This is a genomic window from Photobacterium ganghwense, assembly GCF_017329545.1.
Lineage (GTDB): Bacteria > Pseudomonadota > Gammaproteobacteria > Enterobacterales > Vibrionaceae > Photobacterium > Photobacterium ganghwense.
In genome coordinates this window covers 1712917-1732581 of sequence record NZ_CP071325.1, presented here as the reverse complement: position 1 = coordinate 1732581, position 19665 = coordinate 1712917, and the positions used below count along the sequence as shown (strand labels likewise).

Here is a 19665-nt window from a genome sequence, read left to right as displayed (position 1 = left end):
CAATAATGGACTAAGCCCTTAAAAATGAACGCTATATTATTATTTTAAGTTAGCTCTGGCTACTGAGAGTGTGGCCGGTGACTCAGAATTTACCGGCTCAGCAGACTGAACGCTGCCATACAGGGTCTGATACAGCCCTTCCCGGTTGACCAGTTCATAGTGGGTACCACTTTGACTGACCTGACCATCTTCCAGCACATAGATTACATCGGCTTGTTTAACGGCAGATAAACGGTGCGCCACAATCAGCGTCGTGCGACCCGCCAAAAACTGATTCAGTGCTGTGTGCAGTGCCGCTTCCGTCGCGGTGTCCAGGGCAGAAGTCGCTTCATCCAGAATCACAAACTCAGGATCGGTCAGAATCATACGTGCGATAGCCAATCGCTGGCGTTGCCCGCCGGAAAGCTTGATGCCCTGACGGCCAATGATCGTATCCAGCCCTTCGGTCAGGCGCTGGGTTACGTCGGTCATTTGGGCAATTTTCAGAGCTTGCCACAACTGCTCGTCACTATACTCACCACCCAGAGTCAGGTTGTGGCGCATCGTATCATTAAAGAGAACAGGATGTTGTAAGACCACTGCCATCCTGTCACGCAGGGCTTCGTAGCTGACATCTTCGATCGGATGGCCGTTCACCAGAATCTCGCCACCGTCTTTCTGGTAGATACCGAGTAACAGCTGAATCAGCGTCGACTTGCCACCACCGGAAGAGCCCACCAGAGCAACACGTTTGCCGGCAGGGATAGTCAGGTTCAGCCCTCGCAGTACTTCTTTATCTTCATCGTATGAAAAACGTAGATTCCGGACGTCGATATCCACCAGTTTGTCACGATTAAACGGTGAGACTTTCTGCACCGGACGATGTTCTTCTTCTATAGACAGCAGGCCATTCAGGCGTTGCATCGCTGCGGATGCACTGTACCAGGCAAACTGAATGCCCAGCAGTTCCTGAACCGGCCCAAGCATAAACCAGAGGTAACCAAACACGGCGAACATCTGACCCACGGTCAAATCGGTGAACAGCACCATGATCATTGCCATTGCCCGGAACAGTTCAAAACCGACCAGGAATAAAAGGAAGGAAATACGCCCGGCGGCTTCAGATTGCCAGGCATATTTATCGGCATCGCGGCGAATGTCATTGGCGCTGCTTTTCAATTGAGCCAGAAAATCACGTTCGCGGTTTGCAGCACGAAGCTGATAAATACCGTCAAGGGTTTCAACCAGCCGCTGCTGGAAACGCTCAAAGGACTGATTTTCTTGTTTCTTCAGCGTTTTTACGCGGTTGCCCATCAGCTTAGAGGCATAAACAACAAGGGGGTTAACCAGCAGAATAAACAGCCCCAATTGCCAGTTGAGCCACAGCAGAATAATGGCTGTGCCGATGACGGTCAGTAAACCAATCAGGAAGCGGCTCAGAGTATCACCTACAAACTTGTCGATGGTCTCCACATCGGTTACCAGGTGAGAGGTGATCCCACCACTGCCGCGTTCTTCGTACTGACGCATACTGATGCGACCCAATTTGTCGATCAGGTGGCGGCGCATTTTATAGGTAATATCTTTCGCTACGAGGGTGAACTGACGGCTTTGTAAAATGTTCAGCGCCTGGCTGGAAATGCGCATCAGCACTACAAACAGCAGAACCAGTAAAATGTAAGCGGTGGGTTGCTGCCAGGACTCAGGAAGAAACAGGTTCAGAAAGCGGATACCGTCGGCGGGCTTACCCAATAAAATTTCATCCACCATCAATGGCATCAATAGCGGAATAGGGACACTGATCAGAGTCGCAGCAAGAGCGATAACGTTTGCAGCAACCAGTCTTGATTTATGATGTTTTGCTTGCTTTATCAGCCAAGACCAGTTAATCATTTGTTTCGAATTTTCTTTCACAATGATAATGATTCCTATTACTAATATTGGTGTCATTTTAACGGCTATATAAGGAGTAAGCCATGGAAAATGTAACGAGGTTTTACGACACACTAACGAAGCAAGCCGTCGCGCTGGTTGAAGGTGAACCTGATTTGATCGCTAATATGTCTAATATTAGTGCGCTGCTGGCGATGGAGTTAGAAGATATTAACTGGGTAGGTTTCTATATTCTGAAAGAGGATCAACTTGTTCTGGGGCCGTTCCAGGGTAAACCGGCATGTGTACGTATTCCTGTTGGCCGTGGTGTTTGCGGTACTGCGATTGCGGAAGACAAAGTGCAGCGTGTTGAAGATGTTCATCAGTTTGAAGGCCACATTGCTTGTGACGCAGCCAGCAATTCCGAAATTGTCATTCCACTTCATGTGAATGGTGAGCTATACGGTGTATTGGATATTGATAGTCCAAAATTATCAAGATTTAGCCAATCCGATGAAGACGGTTTGGTATATATGTTGGAAGAACTACAAAAAAGACTCTAATTAGATGCTTTCGGTGGTTTTTCGGCGTTAGGTAATTATAATAGCGGAACAATTTCTTTTTGATTTATGTACTAACTGCGGGGAAGACTCGCATGTGTCAGGAAAGTCCATGGAAAACTCTGAAAAGCTAACGAACAGTAAAGAAGTGATTGCCTATATTGCTGAGCGTTTCCCGAAATGTTTTACTGTTGAAGGTGAAGCCAAGCCTCTGAAGATTGGTATCTTCCAGGATCTGGCTGAGCGCCTTAGTGATGACCCGAAGGTAAGCAAGACTCAGCTGCGTACAGCGCTTCGTCAATACACTTCTTCCTGGCGTTATCTTCACGGTGTGAAAGCAGGCGTAAGTCGTGTAGACCTTGATGGCAACGAGTGCGGTGTGCTAGAACAAGAACATGTTGAGCACGCGCAAAAGGCACTTGAAGAAAGCAAAGCCAAGGTTCGTGAACGTCGTAAAGCACAAGCTGAAGCGAAAGCGGCAGCGGGTGAGAAAGACGGTGAAGCTAAAGCGAAAAAAATTCGCGCCAAAACTGCTAAACCAAAGAACACCAAGCAAAAAACGACTAAGCTAAATAAAAAGCCTGCAGAAACGACCCGTGCACTGGCTGCTGATGAAGTTGTTGTCGGCAAAGACGTTAGTGTGAACATGGGCAACGGAAACATGCCGGCGACTATCGTTGAAATTAGTAAGGACGACGTGCGAGTGCGACTATCAAATGGTCTGACCATGGTAGTGAAAGCGGAGCACCTTCGTTCATAAAGGAGAATGTTCGACGCATGAAATGTCGATACCGTTTCTCACTGATTGCTGCCGGCATGATGCTGGCAGCTTCAGCTCAGGCCCTTGAGGCCAAATACTCATTAAGTGACATTCCTCAGTTAGAACCCGAAAAGCAGCATGCGACTGCCAGTAAGCGGGTTGCTTCTCGCTTTACTCGTTCTCACTACAAGCAATTCTCACTTGATGATAACTTTTCTGCCGGCATGTTTGATCGTTATCTCGAAATGCTGGATTTCAACAAAAGCTTCCTTACCGCTTCAGATATCAAGCAGTTTGAAAAGTGGAAAACCCAACTCGATGATCAGTTGAAACGGGGCGAAACCTCTGCTGCCTTTGATATGTTCAATACGCTGCTCAAGCGTCGTTATGACCGATACCAGTTTGCATTGAATCAGCTTGATCGTGAGATCAAATTTGATATCGATGAAGACATGGTGATCGACCGTTCCAAGCTGGACTGGGCGAAAGACCGTAATGAACTGAATGAGATTTGGCGCAAACGCGTTAAATACGACGCGCTGAACCTGAAACTGACCGGTAAAGAGTGGCCTGATATCAAAGAAACGCTTGAGAAGCGCTACAACAATGCGCTGAAGCGGTTGACTCAGAGTCACAGTGAAGACGTATTCCAGATCTACATGAACGCTTTTGCGCGTCAGGTCGATCCGCATACCAGTTATTTGTCTCCTCGTAACGCCGAACAATTCCAGTCAGAAATGAATCTGTCTCTGGAAGGGATTGGGGCGGTTCTGCAAGTCGTCGATGATTACACCGTGATTCGTTCGCTGGTGGCTGGTGGTCCGGCTTCAGCCTCGAAGAAACTGGCCGCCGGTGATCGCATTATCGGCGTGGCGCAGGACGGCAAAGACATGGTGGACGTGATTGGCTGGCGTCTTGATGATGTTGTGCAGTTGATCAAAGGCCCTAAAGGTAGCAAGGTTAAGCTTGAGATCCTGCCTGAAGGTAACAATGCCAAAAGTTACGATGTCACAATTGTCCGTGACAAAATCCGTCTGGAAGACCGTGCAGCCAAGTCAGAGGTGAAAATCTCGCACGGCCGTAAGATTGGGGTGATTGAAATCCCAAGCTTCTATGTGGGTTTGGCAGAAGATACCAAGAAAGAGCTGGCGAAGCTTAGCGATGAGCAAGTGGATGCGGTGATGATCGACCTGCGTAACAACGGGGGCGGTGCACTGACGGAAGCGACGGCACTGACCGGGTTGTTCATGAACAGCGGACCGGTTGTACAGGTGCGTGACAGCTATGGCCGGGTTAAAGTCAACGGTGATTCAGATGATCGTGTTTACTACGATGGTCCTCTGACGGTGCTGATTAACCGCTACAGTGCGTCAGCATCCGAGATTTTTGCAGCTGCGATGCAGGACTACGGACGAGCGGTCATTCTGGGTGAGCAGTCATTTGGTAAGGGTACGGTGCAGCAACACCGTTCGCTGAACCATATCTATGATCTGTTTGATAAACCGCTGGGTCACGTTCAGTACACCATTCAGAAGTTCTACCGTATCAACGGCGGTAGTACACAAAATCTGGGTGTTGTTCCGGATGTGCCATTCCCGACGGCGGTAGATCCGTCTGAAACCGGTGAAAGCGTCGAAGATAACGCACTTCCGTGGGACAGCATCAAAGCGGCGCAATACTCGAAGATGTATAACTTTTCGCCGATTCTGCCTTCACTGAAAACCAAGCACGAAAAACGTATCGACAAGGATATGGAGTTCGGCTTTATTCAGGAAGACATCGATCGTTATAAAGAAGAGAAGGACATTAACACCATCTCTTTGAACGAGAAGAAGCGTATTGCGGAGCAGAATAAAGAAGATACTGAGCGTCTGACTCGTCTGAACGAGCGTCAGAAAGCACTTGGCAAGCAGCCGTTTGCCAAACTGGATGATGTGCCGAAAGACTACGAAGCGCCGGATGCGTATCTGGACGAAGCCCTTGCTGTAACCGCTGATCTTGTCAGCGTACAGAGCTAAACGGCATACAGATTCTGTATAACCTTCGAAAGCGGTACCTTAGGGTGCCGCTTTTCTATTTGATTTATCAGACTTTCTTGTCCGATTTTTATTTTAAAACCATGTCTCATAGCTGAGACGCCTTGCCTAATAACCGTGATATTAATCATATTTCTCATCCATTCCTGGCAATGAAGGCTAGGGTTAAAAGGTAGATGTCAAAATTCTGGCCGTTTTACTCTGCACGAGGGAATCGCTATGGTGAGATCATTGTTAGTGGCAGTATCAATGTTATTGGCTTCCTTGACTGGCACCGCGCAGGCAAAGGCTGACCTGACAGAATTTGATTACCCGTTGCTGCTTGGTGACTGGTACTGGTTTAGCAACACGGAAGAGGGCGTAGAAAGCGAAGGGAGCAGCTATCGTGCAATGAACATCAAGTTTAAATCAGACTACCATTATGTGATTCGTCTGTTGCAGGTAGACGGAAATGTTGAAGAATGGAGCGGCATTTACGACATTGATGAATCAACAGTAACCTTTCGCAGTCGCGGCCAGCCTGAGCAACAGCATACTTACATGCTGAGCTACAACCAGTTTTTATTAGATGGTGCGCGATTCACAAAACTGGCTCCTGAACATCTGGCGGGCAACTGGCGTTCATCGCGCATCAGCGGCCAGGATGTGGGAGATGCTGTCACTCAGTTATCATTATCGCTTCGTCCTGACTTTTTGTTTTCAGCAGAAGTGTCTGGCAAAAATGGCAAGAAAATCGAACATCGCGGAATTTACTACATCGAAGATGATCAAATCGTGCTGATTTTTGAAGACGGCCAGCACGACAGTCAATTCCGGTTAGGCAGTAACACCCTGACTCTGACTAACAAGCTGTTCGGGATGGAAGCTATCATGCAACGTGAATAACGGTTTCTTGATCGCGTTGTTGTCCATATGAAAGATTGGTTATGAGAGGACAGTGGTGAGTGGCTGGCTGATCGGTCACCGAACCAAGCAATACGAATCAAGCAACACGAATCAAGCAACAAAAGACGCAAGGTTAGGGTGAAATAGCGATGTAAAAAAGGCTTGTTTTCACAAGCCTTTTTTATTTTTTTGGAAGAGCATTGAACGTAAATTGGCGGTCAGAGGTAATTAGTTCTTTGCCTCAGTCAATAACGCTCGGTGCTGTATCATCATCCAACAATCTTGAAAGCCTGACGCAGCTGGGAAAGATAATCTTCGTCGCGGCAGATGCTTTTGCCGGGTTCGTCAGAAATTTTCGCCACAGGGCGGCCTTCACACTCGGTCAGTTTCAGCACGATGTTCAGCGTTTTCACACCGGGTAAGTCGCAGGTCAACTGTGTACCAATACCAAAGCTGATATTGATGCGATGTGCAAAGTGTTTGTAAATTGTCAGTGCTTTGTCCAGAGTCAGGCTGTCTGAGAACACCAGAGACTTGGTTTTCGGATCAATGCCCAGTGCTTCATAGTGAGCAATGGCCTTTTCACCCCAGGCAATCGGGTCACCGCTGTCATGGCGTAAGCCAATAAAACGCTCAGACAAGCGCAGATCGAAATCACGCAAGAAAGCATCCATATTGATGCAGTCCGTCAGGGCGATACCCAGTGAGTCCGGGTACTCCTGTAGCCAGCGATTCAGAGCCAGTTGCTGGGAATCCGCCAGTTCACCGGACAGTTGCTGATGCGCTTGGAACCACTCATGCGCTTGTGTGCCTACAGGTGTCAAACCACGTGTACGCGCCAGGTGATAGTTTGAGGTGCCTTTAAATTCAGCCACGTTTGTTTTCAGATAATCCACAACATGGTGATGCACATCTTTAGAGAAGCGGCGACGAGTGCCGAAATCGACCAGTGCAAAGGCGTCAAGATCAATACCTTCCTCGGATGCACGGTGGTAAAACTGGTCAAGTTTTCCTTTCAGCTGTGCAAGGGCGTCGTCTGAACTGGCATCAGGGTAGAGGTGTTTGCAGCGAATTTCGCAAATGATAGCCAGTAGCGGGACTTCCCACAGAATGATATCCAGCCACTTACCGGTGATCGTGATAGCAAGCTGATCGCCGGTTGCATCGATATGTACCTGCTCACTCTTAAGCTGAAATGACTTGAGATACTCAAGGTAGTCTTCTTTAAAGAAGCTGAGTGTCGACAGGTACGCAATCTCTTCACCGGTGAATGACAGGCCGGCAAGACGGTTGATGTGATCCTGAATCTCTTGGCAATAAGGACGAAGGTCTTCCTCGCTCCGGCAATGAAACTCTGCGACCGCCTCAATATCTGGGTATTGATGAAAAATTGCTTGCTGCATATGTAATTTATATGCATCGGTATCAAGCAGGGAGTCGATAATCCCAATGTGTCCTAATTGATTCATAACTAGTTTGGTCGTTTTTTGCAATCCGAGGATTTTACCTTATTTTGAGCCGAGATTGCCTCAAAATGTTTCAGATAGTTGAAATTTTTAGGGCGAGTACCATACGCTGAAAAGCCATCAACGACAAGCCTACCAAGCACTTTTTATGGTAATTGGTGTCATAGTGTTAACACTATGTTTATGCGAGGATCTTGCTGCGAGAAAGATTTTGGGTAACCATTATCTTTTATAAAACTAATTATAGTAAAAATGATGCCCTGTCATTTAGCTGAATAACTAGTTTGAAGTCTGCCTGCATTGCATGAATATTCACCACTTGTCATATCTGGTGTTGAACTTCAGAGCGATTCTGGCAGTGGCTCTTGTCTGTCGCAGTTAAAGACAGAATAATGGAAACAACCGCCAGCGACTTCTCGCTCTGCCTTTATGGTAATTGTGCGGATAGAAATAAGGAATTTACATGGCCGAACAACCTACGATGACTCAGCCTACGGCAAAATACCGTTCTGACTACCAGTCTCCTGACTTTACCATCACCGATATCTCCCTGGAATTTGACCTGTATGACACTGCCACGAAAGTACTGGCGGTCAGCAAGGTTATCCGTCAGAAAGACACCGCAACGACGCTGGAGTTGGATGGCGACCACCTGAAATTGGTGCGCATTGAAATTAACGGTGTAGCCTGGAGCGACTTTGCTGAAGGCGAGGGCAAACTGTCTGTCTATAATGTGCCTGCTGAGTTTGAACTGTTGATCGAAACAGAAATCAACCCTGAAGCAAATACGCTGCTGGAAGGTCTGTACAAATCAGGCGGTGCCTTCTGTACGCAATGTGAAGCTGAAGGCTTCCGCAATATCACTTACTATCTGGATCGCCCGGATGTACTGGCGCGTTACACCACAAAAGTGATTGCCGACAAGGCCCAGTATCCGTACCTGATGAGTAATGGTAACCGTGTTGACAGCGGTGATCTGGATAATGGTCGTCACTGGGTTCAGTGGCAGGATCCGTTCCCGAAACCAAGCTATCTGTTCGCACTGGTTGCCGGTGATTTTGACGTACTGCGTGATAAGTACACGACGAAAAGCGGTCGTGTGGTTGATCTGGAAATCTTTGTCGACAAAGGCAACCTGGATCGTGCGGAATATGCCATGACTTCGCTTATCAACTCCATGAAGTGGGATGAAGAGCGTTTCGGTCTGGAATATGACCTGGATATCTACATGATCGTTGCTGTTGATTTCTTCAACATGGGCGCCATGGAGAACAAGGGCCTGAACATCTTTAACTCTAAATATGTACTGGCTAACCCGAATACTGCGACGGACACCGATTATCAGGGTATTGAGTCGGTCATTGGTCACGAGTATTTCCACAACTGGACCGGTAACCGTGTGACTTGCCGTGACTGGTTCCAGCTGAGCCTGAAAGAAGGCCTGACGGTTTTCCGTGATCAGGAATTCTCCTCTGATCTGGGTTCTCGTCCGGTTAACCGTATCAACAACGTTCGTATTATGCGTGGCCCGCAATTTGCGGAAGACCGTGGCCCGATGTCTCATCCGATCCGTCCGGACAAAGTGATCGAAATGAATAACTTCTACACCCTGACCGTCTATGAGAAGGGCAGCGAAGTTATTCGTATGATGCACACATTGCTGGGCGAAGAAAACTTCCAGGCTGGCATGAAGCTGTACTTTGAGCGCCATGACGGCACTGCGGCAACCTGTGACGATTTCGTTCAGGCGATGGAAGACGCATCGGGCATCAGCCTTGAGCGTTTCCGTCGTTGGTACAGCCAGGCCGGTACACCGGTTGTGACGGTTGATACTGAGTATCTGGCGGATGTTAAGCGTTACCGTGTCACTGTTAAACAACACACTGCACCAACACCTGAGCAGGAAGAGAAGTTGCCGCTTCATATTCCATTTGATATTGAGCTGTATAACCGCCAGGGTGATGTTCTTCCGTTACAATGTAACGGTGAAGCCATGCATCATGTGCTGAATGTGACTGAAGCCGAGCAGGTGTTTGAGTTCGAAAACATCGACGAGCAACCTGTGATCTCTATGCTGCGTGAGTTCTCTGCTCCGGTGATCCTGGAATACGATTACAGCGACGACGAGCTGATTTTCCTGATGGTGCATGCTCGTAACGAATTTGCACGTTGGGATGCGGGTCAGATGCTATTGGCGAAGTACATTAAGCGCAATGTAGAGCGCGTTCGCCAGGGTGAGGCGTTTGAACTGCCTGAAGCCGTGATTGATGCCTTCCGTGGCGTGCTGCTGGATGAGAAGCTGGATCCTGCTTTCATCGCTGAAGTCCTGACACTGCCAAACGAAAACGAAATTGCCGGTTGGTACAAAACGGTGGATGTGGATGCGATCCACCAGGTTGTTGGAGAGCTGGAAGTTGCTTTTGCGAAGGCAATGGAAGATGAGTTTACTGCGATCTACCATGCCCTGAATCAGGGGGCTTACACCATTGAGCATGACGCGATGGCCAAACGTGCATTGCGGAATACCTGTCTGGCTTATCTGGGTCATACTGGGCAAGGTAATCAGCTGGTCAGCAAGCAATACCAGGTGTCTGATAACATGACTGACACCATGGCCGCGATGGCTGTCGCGAATGACGCGGAACTTCCTTGTCGCGAAGCTCAGATGACTGATTTCAGTGATAAATGGACGCACGATGGTCTGGTAATGGACAAGTGGTTCATTCTGCAAGGTAAGAACCCGGCGGAGAATGCGCTGGAGAATGTGCGTGAAACCATGAAGCATCCGGCGTTTGATCTGAAAAACCCGAACCGTACCCGTAGTCTGGTTGCCAGCTTCTGTGCCAATAACCCAGTTCGTTTCCATGCGAAAGACGGTTCAGGCTATCAGTTCCTGACTGAAATCCTGACAACGCTGAATACCAGCAACCCGCAGGTCGCCTCTCGTCTGATTGAGCCGTTCCTAAAGTATCGTCAGTATGACGAAGCCCGCCAGTCACTGATGCGCGCTGAGCTTGAGAAACTGGCTAAGCTGGAAAATCTGGCAAAAGATTTGTACGAGAAAGTTCAAAAAGCGCTGCAACAGTAAACCAGCGGCTTTAAACGCTGATTTAACCGCGATGGTTTAGCAGTTATGTTTTAACCGTTATAAAGGGCAGGGAGACCTGCCCTTTATTTTTTGAGCAGTCGGTATGCTTACGTCATGCCATACAGAACGTTCTTTGGACATAGCGTGAGAAGGTACAGGAGGCCGAGTTAGGAAAAACCATGAAAGCGTATACTTTTTCAATCTATATCACATATCAGAATTACCTTAACTACTACAACGGCGCAGCCAGCACGGTCCAGGTGGTCACAGATGAAGGGTTAAGGTTGCAGTTACCTGCGGCCCGGTTGCGGCCATTTTTAAGCCAAATAGGAATAAAAGGGCGTTTTCGTTTAACAGTAAACAGTGAAAATCGATTCCATTCACTGGAGAAGCTGGCATAAAACTGCTGCTAATATCTTGATAACATTTTTGTAACTAATGAATTTAATGAAAGAGCAAAAATAAAAGTTATGCAGTTAATTTGCATTAGTTTTATTTAACTGAATAAAAGCTGAAAATAACCCTAAAAATAAATGGTTAGACCAATTGACAAGGGCCTGTGGGAATTTTGACGCTATTTTCATCAGACCCAGATAATCCGACCAGTCAAAATCTCTACCTTAGTCACATATTCGATTTTTTCCTGCTCAGACAGTGATATTAACGTAACCATTTCGCAACAAAAGGCCCTACAATAGCACTCGCGGATTACCCGTCATTCGTGAGTTGTTTATCCCCAATTCTGCTCATGAGTGTTTTTATAAAAATTCTATACTTTATTGTAAAAATATAACGATGGAGCATTGCTATGACCGCACCTGACCCTATAGTGCCGGTATTGCTTGAGAAAGTTTATGGCTTAATCCAGGACAAGATTGAGACCCCTCAGCAGTCATTAGTAGAAGTGTTTGCTCAGCGATTGTTAGGACAACTGGCAGAAGATGATCTGCTTCAACGGAATGAATCTGACCTTTACGGTGCTGTACTAAGTCTGTGGCACCACCTGGTACAAAATAAACCTGATCAAATCTCAGTACGTGTCTACAACCCAACTTTGAGCCGTTACGGCTGGCAGTCTACCCACACTGTTGTTGAAATTATTACTCCGGACCGCCCATTCCTGGTTGATTCAGTACGCATGACACTGAACCGTCTGGGTATCACCAGTCACCTGATGCTGAACGGCCCGTATTTCTTCAAACGCAACGCGGAAGGTGTCATTACTGAAGCGTGTGGTAAAGACGGCGATCTTCAGACGTTGTTCCACATTGAAGTGGACCGCCTGAACGACAAACAAGAGTTGGAAGCATTAAAACAAGAACTAGAACAAGTGCTTCAGGATGTTGATCTGGTCGTCAATGACTGGCAACTGATGCAGGCAAAACTGCAGTCAATCGTTGAAGAATTGAAAAATGCAAATATGCCAGTTAAGAAAGACAAGCGCGAAGAAGCGATTGCTTTCCTTGACTGGGTGACTCACCACAACTTCACCTTCATGGGTTACCACAACTATGATCTGGTGCCGATTGAAGGTGATTATGAACTGCGCCCGACGAATGAAGACGGCCTTGGCCTGCTGAGCAAGTCAAGCAAGGTGAAAACACTGCGTCTGTCTGAGCTGCCTGAGACTGCCCGCTTTGAAGCGCGTAAGCCGGATCTGCTGATCCTGACAAAAGGCAACGTGAAGTCGAAGATCCACCGTCCGGCTTATACCGATTACATCGGGATCAAGCGTTTTGATAAAGATGGCAATGTGATCGGTGAGCACCGTTTCACGGGTCTGTACGCGTCAACGGCTTATAATCAGTCGATCATGAGCATTCCTCTGATCAGCAATAAGGTTAACCGTATTCTGGAAGAGAGTGGCTATTCTGCTGGTTCTCACTCCTGGAAAGCGCTGAATAACCTGATGGAAACGTATCCGCGTGACGAACTGATCCAGGCCAGCGAAAAAGAAATGCTGGATGTGGGCTGTGGTGTTGTACGTATGCAGGATCGTGATTTGCTACGTCTGTTTGTTCGCCGCGACCCATTCGGTCGTTTCTTCTCTTGCATGGTGTATGTCACGAAAGAGCGTTACAACACTGAGCTTCGTCGTAAGACGCAGCGCGTACTGAAAGAATACTTTGGTTCTGAACAGGACGTTGAATTCACTACTTTCTTCTCTGAGAGCCCACTAGCAAGAACCCATTACATCGTGCGCGTAGAAAACAATAACTTCGATGTCGACGTTAAAGCCATCGAACACAATCTGGTTGAAGCGGCTTCTTCTTGGGAAGACCGTCTGAGCTCATCTCTGATCGCAAACTTTGGTGAAAGCCAAGGGACGCTGCTGGCGAAAAACTATGCCCGCGCATTCCCGCGTTCATACAAAGAGCAGATGCTGCCAGGTTTCGCGGTTGCGGATATCGAGCAGCTGGAAAGCCTGAGCGAAGATAACAAGCTGGGCATGCTGTTCTACCGTCCGCAGGAAGAAGCGACCGATTCACGTTACGTGAAACTGAAGCTGTTCCACCGTGATGAGCCGATCCACCTGTCAGACGTTATGCCTATGCTGGAAAACCTTGGCCTGCGCGTGATTGGTGAAGAACCGTATGAAGTGAAGACTGCGAGCGGTACCGTGTACTGGATCCTGGACTTTGCGATGCTCCACAATGCCTGCACAGGGATTGATCTGGCTGAAGCCCGCGATCGTTTCCAGGAAGCATTTTCTGCTATCTGGCACGGCGAAATCGAAAGTGATGGCTTCAACCGTTTGGTACTGTGTGCCGGTCTGACAGGTCGTGAAATCACGATTCTGCGTAGTTTTGCCCGTTACATGCGCCAGGTTGGCTTCCCATTCAGCCAGCACTACATCGAAGAAACGCTGTCAAATCACAATGATCTGGCTCGTGATCTGGTTCAGCTGTTCCGACTGCGTTTTGATCCTGAAATCAAGCACACAGAAAAAGCAGAGCAGGATCTGATTGCAAAACTGCATGAGAAGCTGGATGAAGTAGAAAGCCTGGATGACGACCGTATTATCCGTCGTTACATGGAAATGATCCGTGCTACCCAGCGCACTAACTACTACCAGCTGGACGAAAACGGTCAGCCGAAACCATGGCTGTCACTGAAACTGCGTCCGTCTGAGATCCCTGAAATCCCGGCACCGGTTCCGTTCTTCGAAATCTTCGTGTACGCACCGGATATGGAAGGTGTACACCTTCGTGGCGGTAAAGTTGCGCGTGGTGGCCTGCGCTGGTCTGACCGTCAGGAAGACTTCCGTACAGAAATTCTGGGCCTGGTAAAAGCGCAGCAGGTTAAGAACACTGTTATCGTACCGGTAGGTGCAAAAGGTGGCTTCATCTGTAAACGTCAGCCTCAGCTGTCAACTCGTGAAGAGATCTGGGCTGAAGGTCAACGTTGTTACAAACGTTTCATTCGTGCGCTGCTGGATGTGACTGATAACATTGTTGACGGCGATCTAATTCCACCAGCGAACGTTGTTCGTCATGATGAAGACGACCCGTATCTGGTTGTTGCAGCCGATAAAGGGACTGCGACGTTCTCTGACCTGGCTAACTCAGTGTCGGAAGACTACAACTTCTGGCTGGGTGATGCATTTGCATCCGGTGGCTCTAACGGTTATGACCACAAAGCCATGGGTATCACCGCGAAAGGCGGCTGGGAATCAGTCAAGCGTCACTTCCGTGAAATCGGTATTGACTGCCAGAATACAGACTTTACATGTGCCGGTATCGGTGACATGGCTGGTGATGTATTCGGTAACGGCATGCTGCTGTCTAAGCATACGCGCCTGGTCGCTGCCTTTAACCACATGCATATCTTCCTGGATCCTAATCCGGATGCTGCAACCAGCTGGGAAGAGCGTAACCGTCTGTTCAATCTACCTCGCTCAAGCTGGGAAGATTATAACCCAGAGCTGATTTCTGAAGGGGGCGGTGTCTTCTCTCGTCGCAGTAAAGCGATCAAGCTGACGCCACAAATTCAGAAGCTGCTGGGCACCCGTAAGCAAACCATGCCGCCAAATGAGCTGATCCGTTTGATCCTGACAATGGAAGTGGATCTGCTGTGGAACGGTGGTATCGGTACTTACGTGAAATCTCAGGCTGAGACGCACACTGATGTGGGCGACCGTGCAAACGATGGTCTGCGCATTAACGGTAGTGAGCTACGTGCGAAGATTGTGGGCGAGGGCGGTAACCTGGGTATGACTCAGCTGGGCCGTGTCGAGTTCGCGAAGAACGGTGGTCGTGTTAATACCGACTTTATCGACAACGTAGGCGGTGTTGACTGTTCAGACAACGAAGTGAACATTAAGATCCTGCTGAACACACTGGTTGCCGGCGGAGATCTGACTTACAAGCAGCGTAATGAACTGCTGGAACGTATGGAAGACGAAGTGTCTGAAATCGTTCTTGATGATGCATACTGTCAGAGCGAGTCAATCTCCGTGACACAGCATCAGGAAGTCCAACTGCTGAAAGAGCAAATCCGCTTTATCCATCACATGGAAAAAGCAGGGAAGCTGGATCGCGCTCTGGAAAATATCCCGGATGACGATGCACTGGCTGAGCGTGAAAAATCAGGTATGGGTCTGACCCGCCCTGAACTGGCAGTACTGGTTGCCTACGGCAAGATGGTTCTGAAAGAAGAAATGGCAACGGATGAAATTGCAAATGATCCGTACCACGCGCGTTTGCTGCCGGCTTACTTCCCGAAAGAGCTGCAAGAAAGATTCCGCACGCAAATGGATCAGCATCCACTGCGTAAAGAGCTGATTGCGACGTCTCTGGCTAACCAGATGTCGAATGAGATGGGTTGTAACTTTGTTACTCGTCTGCAGGAAGAAACCGGTGCAACAGTGGCCGAAATTTCATCTGCCTACTCAGTTGGCCGTGCCATTTTCGACTTTGCTCAGTACTTCGAGCAGGTTCGTGAGCTGGATAACGTAATACCGGCCGATGTGCAGTATGACATTATGTACCGTTGCCGTCGTATGTTGCGTCGTGCGACACGCTGGATTCTGCGTAACCGCGACCGTAAGCTAAGCATCGAAGAGCAAATTGCATTCTACCAGCCGGTAGTAAGCAAACTACGTGAAAATCTGGAACGTTACCTTGTCACTGAAGAAGTGAAAGAGCACAACGATCAGGCTGAATCGATGATCAAACAGGGTGTACCGGCAGAACTGGCGCATAATATTGCGCGCCTGAGCAGCCTGTACTCAGCAATGGATATTGCACAAATTACCAGTGAGATGGATAAAGATATCGACCTTATCTCTCGAGTGTACTTTGTCCTGGGAGCTGAATTGTCACTGCACTGGTTCCTGAAACAGGTTCATAATCAGCCTGTAGAAAACCACTGGCAGGCACTGGCGCGTGCTTCATTCCGCGAAGATCTGGATTGGCAACAGCGTCAGCTGACTTCTGCTGTTATCAGCAGTGGTTTAGTAGGGGGTGACGCAGAAGGCCTGATTGAGAGCTGGATGAAGGAACACAAGAAGGCGATTCGTCGCTGGAATACCGTGCTGACTGAGTTCAAGGTAGGTACAACTCATGAATTTGCCAAGTTCTCTGTTGCACTGCGTGAACTGATGCTGCTGAATCTGCACTGCCGTCCGGCAATGTAATTCTGCAAAATTGGTGAATAAACCATAGCAACTGCTCAAATTGTTTGATTTTCAGGCCACCCACAGCTGTGAGGTGGCCTTTTTTTATCTCTGGTTAACATGTAAGTTAATCGTTTGCTATTTCTGTTAAAAAACAAACTGTTAATTATTTGCATTAGCCAGTCAATTTATAGGGTAGCGAGTATTTTTATCGTTAAACTATAAAATAATCGTTGAATTGGTGGCACAAAGTAGGAATAATGTTCTCCCGTTTATACGGGGCTTTTACTAGGAGGTACAATGATTTACCGCCTCGCACGATCCGCTATTTTTAAGCTAGACGCTGAAAAGGCGCATGATCTTGCTATTCAGAACTTTTCTCGCTTCACCGGTACACCTCTCGATCTCTTCTATCGTCAACACGTCCCTGATCATCCTGTCGAAGTGATGGGTATCAAATTCAAAAACCCTGTTGGTCTGGCTGCTGGCCTTGATAAAAACGGCGAATGTATTGATGCATTTGGCGCGATGGGTTTTGGATTCGTCGAAGTCGGTACAGTCACACCACGCCCTCAGCCTGGTAATGATAAGCCTCGTTTGTTTCGTGTCATTCCTGCCGAAGGCATTATTAACCGCTTCGGTTTTAATAACCTGGGCGTTGATAACCTGATTGAAAACGTCAAGAAGGCAAAGTATGACGGTGTCATCGGGATCAATATCGGTAAAAACAAAGATACACCGATTGAGAAAGGGGCAGAGGACTACCTGATCTGTATGGAGAAGGTATATGAACATGCTGGCTATATCACAGTCAATATTTCATCTCCTAACACACCGGGCCTGCGAAGCTTGCAATACGGTGAAATGCTTGATGAGCTGCTGGCACAGCTAAAAGAGAAGCAGAAAGAGCTGTGTGAGAAATATGGCAAGTATGTACCGCTGACATTGAAGATCGCACCGGATCTTGAAGATCACGAAATTGCCCAGATTGCCCAGTCACTGATCAAAAATGAAATTGATGGTGTCATCGCGACGAACACGACTCTGGATCGTTCGCTGATTGAAGGGATGCCTCATTGCGATGAAGCGGGTGGCCTGAGTGGTCGTCCGCTTCAAAACCGCAGCACCGAAGTGATTCGTTTGTTGGCACAAGAACTGGATGGCGCATTACCTATCATTGGGGTGGGTGGTATCGATTCTGCTATTGCCGCTCGAGAAAAAATGATGGCTGGCGCAAGTCTGGTGCAGGTTTACTCCGGCTTTATTTACCACGGACCAAAACTGGTTAAGGACATTGTCTCTAACCTGAAGTAAGCGGTTCGAGAAAAAATGTATATCGTGCCTGTTGATGTTCATCGGCAGGCACTTTTTTTTGTTTAAGGTATATGACAGACACTCAAGTCAGGGGCAATTGTCAAACTTACACCTTTTTTCATCTACTTAGCCCTGTTTATTTCCTCTTTTTATTTGGCCTGACCACAGTAAAATTGTTCTAAAGTTTTGTTTCGAACGTTGGATAAAGCAGTATAACGAACGGATTTTGGAGCGAGAACATGTTGAAACCTAACAATTCATGGATGTGGTACTACGACCAAAAACATGACGCTCTGATGCTGGATCTAGGGGAGGAGATGATTTTTCGCGTCTCTATTCCAACCAAAAATCTGGTGCCTTGTGCATTTACCCGTTCTGTATTTACTGTTGACGACGCCAGTACCTACCAAACCTACCTTGAGGGCGTTTCTTCGCTCGATCTGCCAGCACCGCGCAAAGTTGAAATTGCTCTGAATGCAGTGGCTGCAAACCGCTTTCATAAACCAATGATGCCGAAAAGCTGGTTTTTTAAAGACCTTAAAAACGCACATTGCCCGTCTGAAGGTGACGTTGTCACGTTGTATACGGAAGATGGCCAGGCTAACTTCCTGGTGATTGAAAATAACGGAAACGCCAGCCTGTGTATGTCGGCTGAAGTGGAGGCCGTTAACCTTAACAATGCGAAGCAAATGCAGTTCTGCGATACGATCAAAGTGATGAATGACCGTATGGAAGCATTCGAGGCGCACGTAGAAATGCCTGTCAGTTTCGCACTGGTAGGCTGATTTACCTTCTGAAATGTTTCTCCGTGGCATTCACAGCCAGCGCGTACCAGCTCAATTGTTACCTTTATTTCTGCCTGATAACTGCACATGAAACAGTGTTATATCTCCTTCCTCGCTGAAAATAGCGAGTTGTAAGCTTGTCCATTGCCCCGAAAAACTAACCCTGGAAACATTAACCTCCATTAACTTTAAGCAGCCACAGGCAACCAAACCACAGCTGCGTACTCTAGTCTCCCTTCATTTTGTGGCCAATTGCTACCTGAGTTCAATCTCTACCAGAAGCCAATCGCTATCGCTTGTGTACCAACTGGAGAGAGAGTGCCTGTCTATCTCAATTGACTCGTTACCCATGGTCGACATCTCTCACTAAAACGACTTTCACTCATGGCCTCTGAACGACTCTCAATGCACGGACCAAACCATCAGGTGCAATTTCTAACGAAATCCCCCATGTACTGAACAAAAAAGAGACGAGTGGTTACTTACCATGTGGCGGTCATAACTGTTTGTATATTAATGAGAAAGGGTAGGGAAGTCGAAAATAGAGCCGTTAGGTTTTTATACTCATGTATGGACGAGTTCTGTCGGTATGTTAATGCGTCGTTCAAGTGGATCCCTAAGCACATTAGCCCCAATGAGTGTCAGCAAGTCTACCAAATACTTTTTCGTCGCTTTGTTCACATATATCTGAAGTGGGTGTGTTTACAACACATAGTTGGCCTACTCAGCCTTAGTAGACAGATAAATTGTATGCTCTTGAGCGATCTTTTCTACACCACAAAAGCAGGATGAATCTAAGGGAAAAATAAAGGCAATGCTCTGGTCTGAAGTATTTCATTACCGGGGCATCACCAAGTAACAGAGTCAGCATGTGGCGTATTTTTGACGTTGCGCGTCAAAAACTGTCTGCCTGAGCAGACGTGAAGGTAAGGGAATGCCCATTTGCTTGTTCAAAATATGTTCAAAATTAGTGAGCTGGGTCTAAAAAAGTTATCTTTTTTTAATGTTTTTTCTGCCTCTTTTTGTCTTCTGAGGGCAAAAAAACACCAATATTTTGCACCTGAATCTACATGGTGATTTGTTTTATTTCCTCAATTTCCTTATTAGTGTAATTAAATTACAAGTGATGTATGAGAGATATCCGTTACAAACCTGAACTATTTCCAATCGGGAAACTAACGAGTGTTTTGTTTTGATTCGCCTTTGGTGATAGTCAGTACAAACTTATTAATCGGGGAAAGCATGAATCACCTCAGACAGGAAGTGCGTAGTCATCTTGTTGTTTTATGATTTCAATTCATTG

Annotated in this window: 11 protein-coding genes; 9 read left to right on the top strand and 2 right to left on the bottom strand. The window is 47.4% G+C overall.

Annotated features, from left to right (window positions below; all coding sequences use genetic code 11):
- Positions 1 to 39 precede the first annotated feature (39 nt).
- Positions 40 to 1872, bottom strand: coding sequence for an ABC transporter ATP-binding protein (locus tag FH974_RS08020; protein WP_047886739.1), 1833 nt, complete (start codon positions 1870 to 1872; stop codon positions 40 to 42).
- Between the two features lie 83 nt (positions 1873 to 1955).
- On the opposite strand from FH974_RS08020, the gene FH974_RS08015 reads away from it, so the two are divergent.
- The 4 genes from FH974_RS08015 to FH974_RS08000 all read left to right on the top strand — a co-directional run bounded on the left by FH974_RS08015 (position 1956) and on the right by FH974_RS08000 (position 6092).
- Positions 1956 to 2414 carry a GAF domain-containing protein gene (locus tag FH974_RS08015; RefSeq protein WP_047886702.1) on the top strand — a complete coding sequence of 153 codons (459 nt, stop codon included), beginning with the start codon at positions 1956 to 1958 and terminating at the stop codon, positions 2412 to 2414.
- 109 nt (positions 2415 to 2523) lie between these two features.
- Positions 2524 to 3171, top strand: coding sequence for an RNA chaperone ProQ (proQ, locus tag FH974_RS08010; protein WP_047886703.1), 648 nt, complete (start codon positions 2524 to 2526; stop codon positions 3169 to 3171).
- A gap of 17 nt (positions 3172 to 3188) precedes the next feature.
- Positions 3189 to 5189, top strand: coding sequence for a carboxy terminal-processing peptidase (prc, locus tag FH974_RS08005; protein WP_047886704.1), 2001 nt, complete (start codon positions 3189 to 3191; stop codon positions 5187 to 5189).
- Between the two features lie 237 nt (positions 5190 to 5426).
- Positions 5427 to 6092 (top strand): lipocalin-like domain-containing protein, encoded by a 666-nt coding sequence (locus FH974_RS08000; protein ID WP_047886705.1) that lies wholly within the window; start codon positions 5427 to 5429, stop codon positions 6090 to 6092.
- A 269-nt stretch (positions 6093 to 6361) separates the two neighbouring features.
- On the opposite strand, the gene pncB is transcribed toward FH974_RS08000, so the two are convergent.
- Complete coding sequence (gene pncB / locus FH974_RS07995) at positions 6362 to 7561, bottom strand: nicotinate phosphoribosyltransferase (RefSeq protein WP_047886706.1); 1200 nt, start codon at positions 7559 to 7561, stop codon at positions 6362 to 6364.
- 478 nt (positions 7562 to 8039) lie between these two features.
- Here pncB and pepN point away from each other — a divergent pair, with 478 nt between their 5' ends.
- The 5 genes from pepN to FH974_RS07970 all read left to right on the top strand — a co-directional run bounded on the left by pepN (position 8040) and on the right by FH974_RS07970 (position 18362).
- Positions 8040 to 10646 carry an aminopeptidase N gene (gene pepN, locus FH974_RS07990; RefSeq protein ID WP_047886740.1) on the top strand — a complete coding sequence of 869 codons (2607 nt, stop codon included), beginning with the start codon at positions 8040 to 8042 and terminating at the stop codon, positions 10644 to 10646.
- 179 nt (positions 10647 to 10825) lie between these two features.
- Positions 10826 to 11047, top strand: a complete 222-nt coding sequence (locus FH974_RS07985) for a DUF2835 domain-containing protein (protein ID WP_047886707.1) — start codon at positions 10826 to 10828, stop codon at positions 11045 to 11047.
- Positions 11048 to 11454: 407 nt separating this feature from the next.
- Complete coding sequence (locus tag FH974_RS07980) at positions 11455 to 16284, top strand: NAD-glutamate dehydrogenase (protein ID WP_047886708.1); 4830 nt, start codon at positions 11455 to 11457, stop codon at positions 16282 to 16284.
- Positions 16285 to 16563: 279 nt separating this feature from the next.
- A complete protein-coding gene (gene pyrD, locus FH974_RS07975; RefSeq protein WP_207103663.1) occupies positions 16564 to 17577 on the top strand; it encodes a quinone-dependent dihydroorotate dehydrogenase in 1014 nt (337 codons plus the stop codon).
- Positions 17578 to 17816: 239 nt separating this feature from the next.
- Positions 17817 to 18362: a cell division protein ZapC gene (locus tag FH974_RS07970; protein WP_047886710.1), complete on the top strand. Its 546-nt coding sequence runs from the start codon at positions 17817 to 17819 to the stop codon at positions 18360 to 18362.
- Positions 18363 to 19665: the final 1303 nt, after the last annotated feature.

Excerpts from the sequence above, each read along its gene's own strand:
- pyrD (WP_207103663.1), top strand. The coding sequence starts at position 16,564 with ATGATTTACCGCCTCGCACGATCCGCTATTTTTAAGCTAGACGCTGAA.
- FH974_RS08000 (WP_047886705.1), top strand. The coding sequence starts at position 5,427 with ATGGTGAGATCATTGTTAGTGGCAGTATCAATGTTATTGGCTTCCTTG.
- prc (WP_047886704.1), top strand. The coding sequence starts at position 3,189 with ATGAAATGTCGATACCGTTTCTCACTGATTGCTGCCGGCATGATGCTG.
- FH974_RS08015 (WP_047886702.1), top strand. The coding sequence starts at position 1,956 with ATGGAAAATGTAACGAGGTTTTACGACACACTAACGAAGCAAGCCGTC.
- FH974_RS07970 (WP_047886710.1), top strand. The coding sequence starts at position 17,817 with ATGTTGAAACCTAACAATTCATGGATGTGGTACTACGACCAAAAACAT.
- pncB (WP_047886706.1), bottom strand. The coding sequence starts at position 7,561 with ATGAATCAATTAGGACACATTGGGATTATCGACTCCCTGCTTGATACC.
- FH974_RS07980 (WP_047886708.1), top strand. The coding sequence starts at position 11,455 with ATGACCGCACCTGACCCTATAGTGCCGGTATTGCTTGAGAAAGTTTAT.
- FH974_RS08020 (WP_047886739.1), bottom strand. The coding sequence starts at position 1,872 with ATGATTAACTGGTCTTGGCTGATAAAGCAAGCAAAACATCATAAATCA.
- FH974_RS07985 (WP_047886707.1), top strand. The coding sequence starts at position 10,826 with ATGAAAGCGTATACTTTTTCAATCTATATCACATATCAGAATTACCTT.
- pepN (WP_047886740.1), top strand. The coding sequence starts at position 8,040 with ATGACTCAGCCTACGGCAAAATACCGTTCTGACTACCAGTCTCCTGAC.
- proQ (WP_047886703.1), top strand. The coding sequence starts at position 2,524 with ATGGAAAACTCTGAAAAGCTAACGAACAGTAAAGAAGTGATTGCCTAT.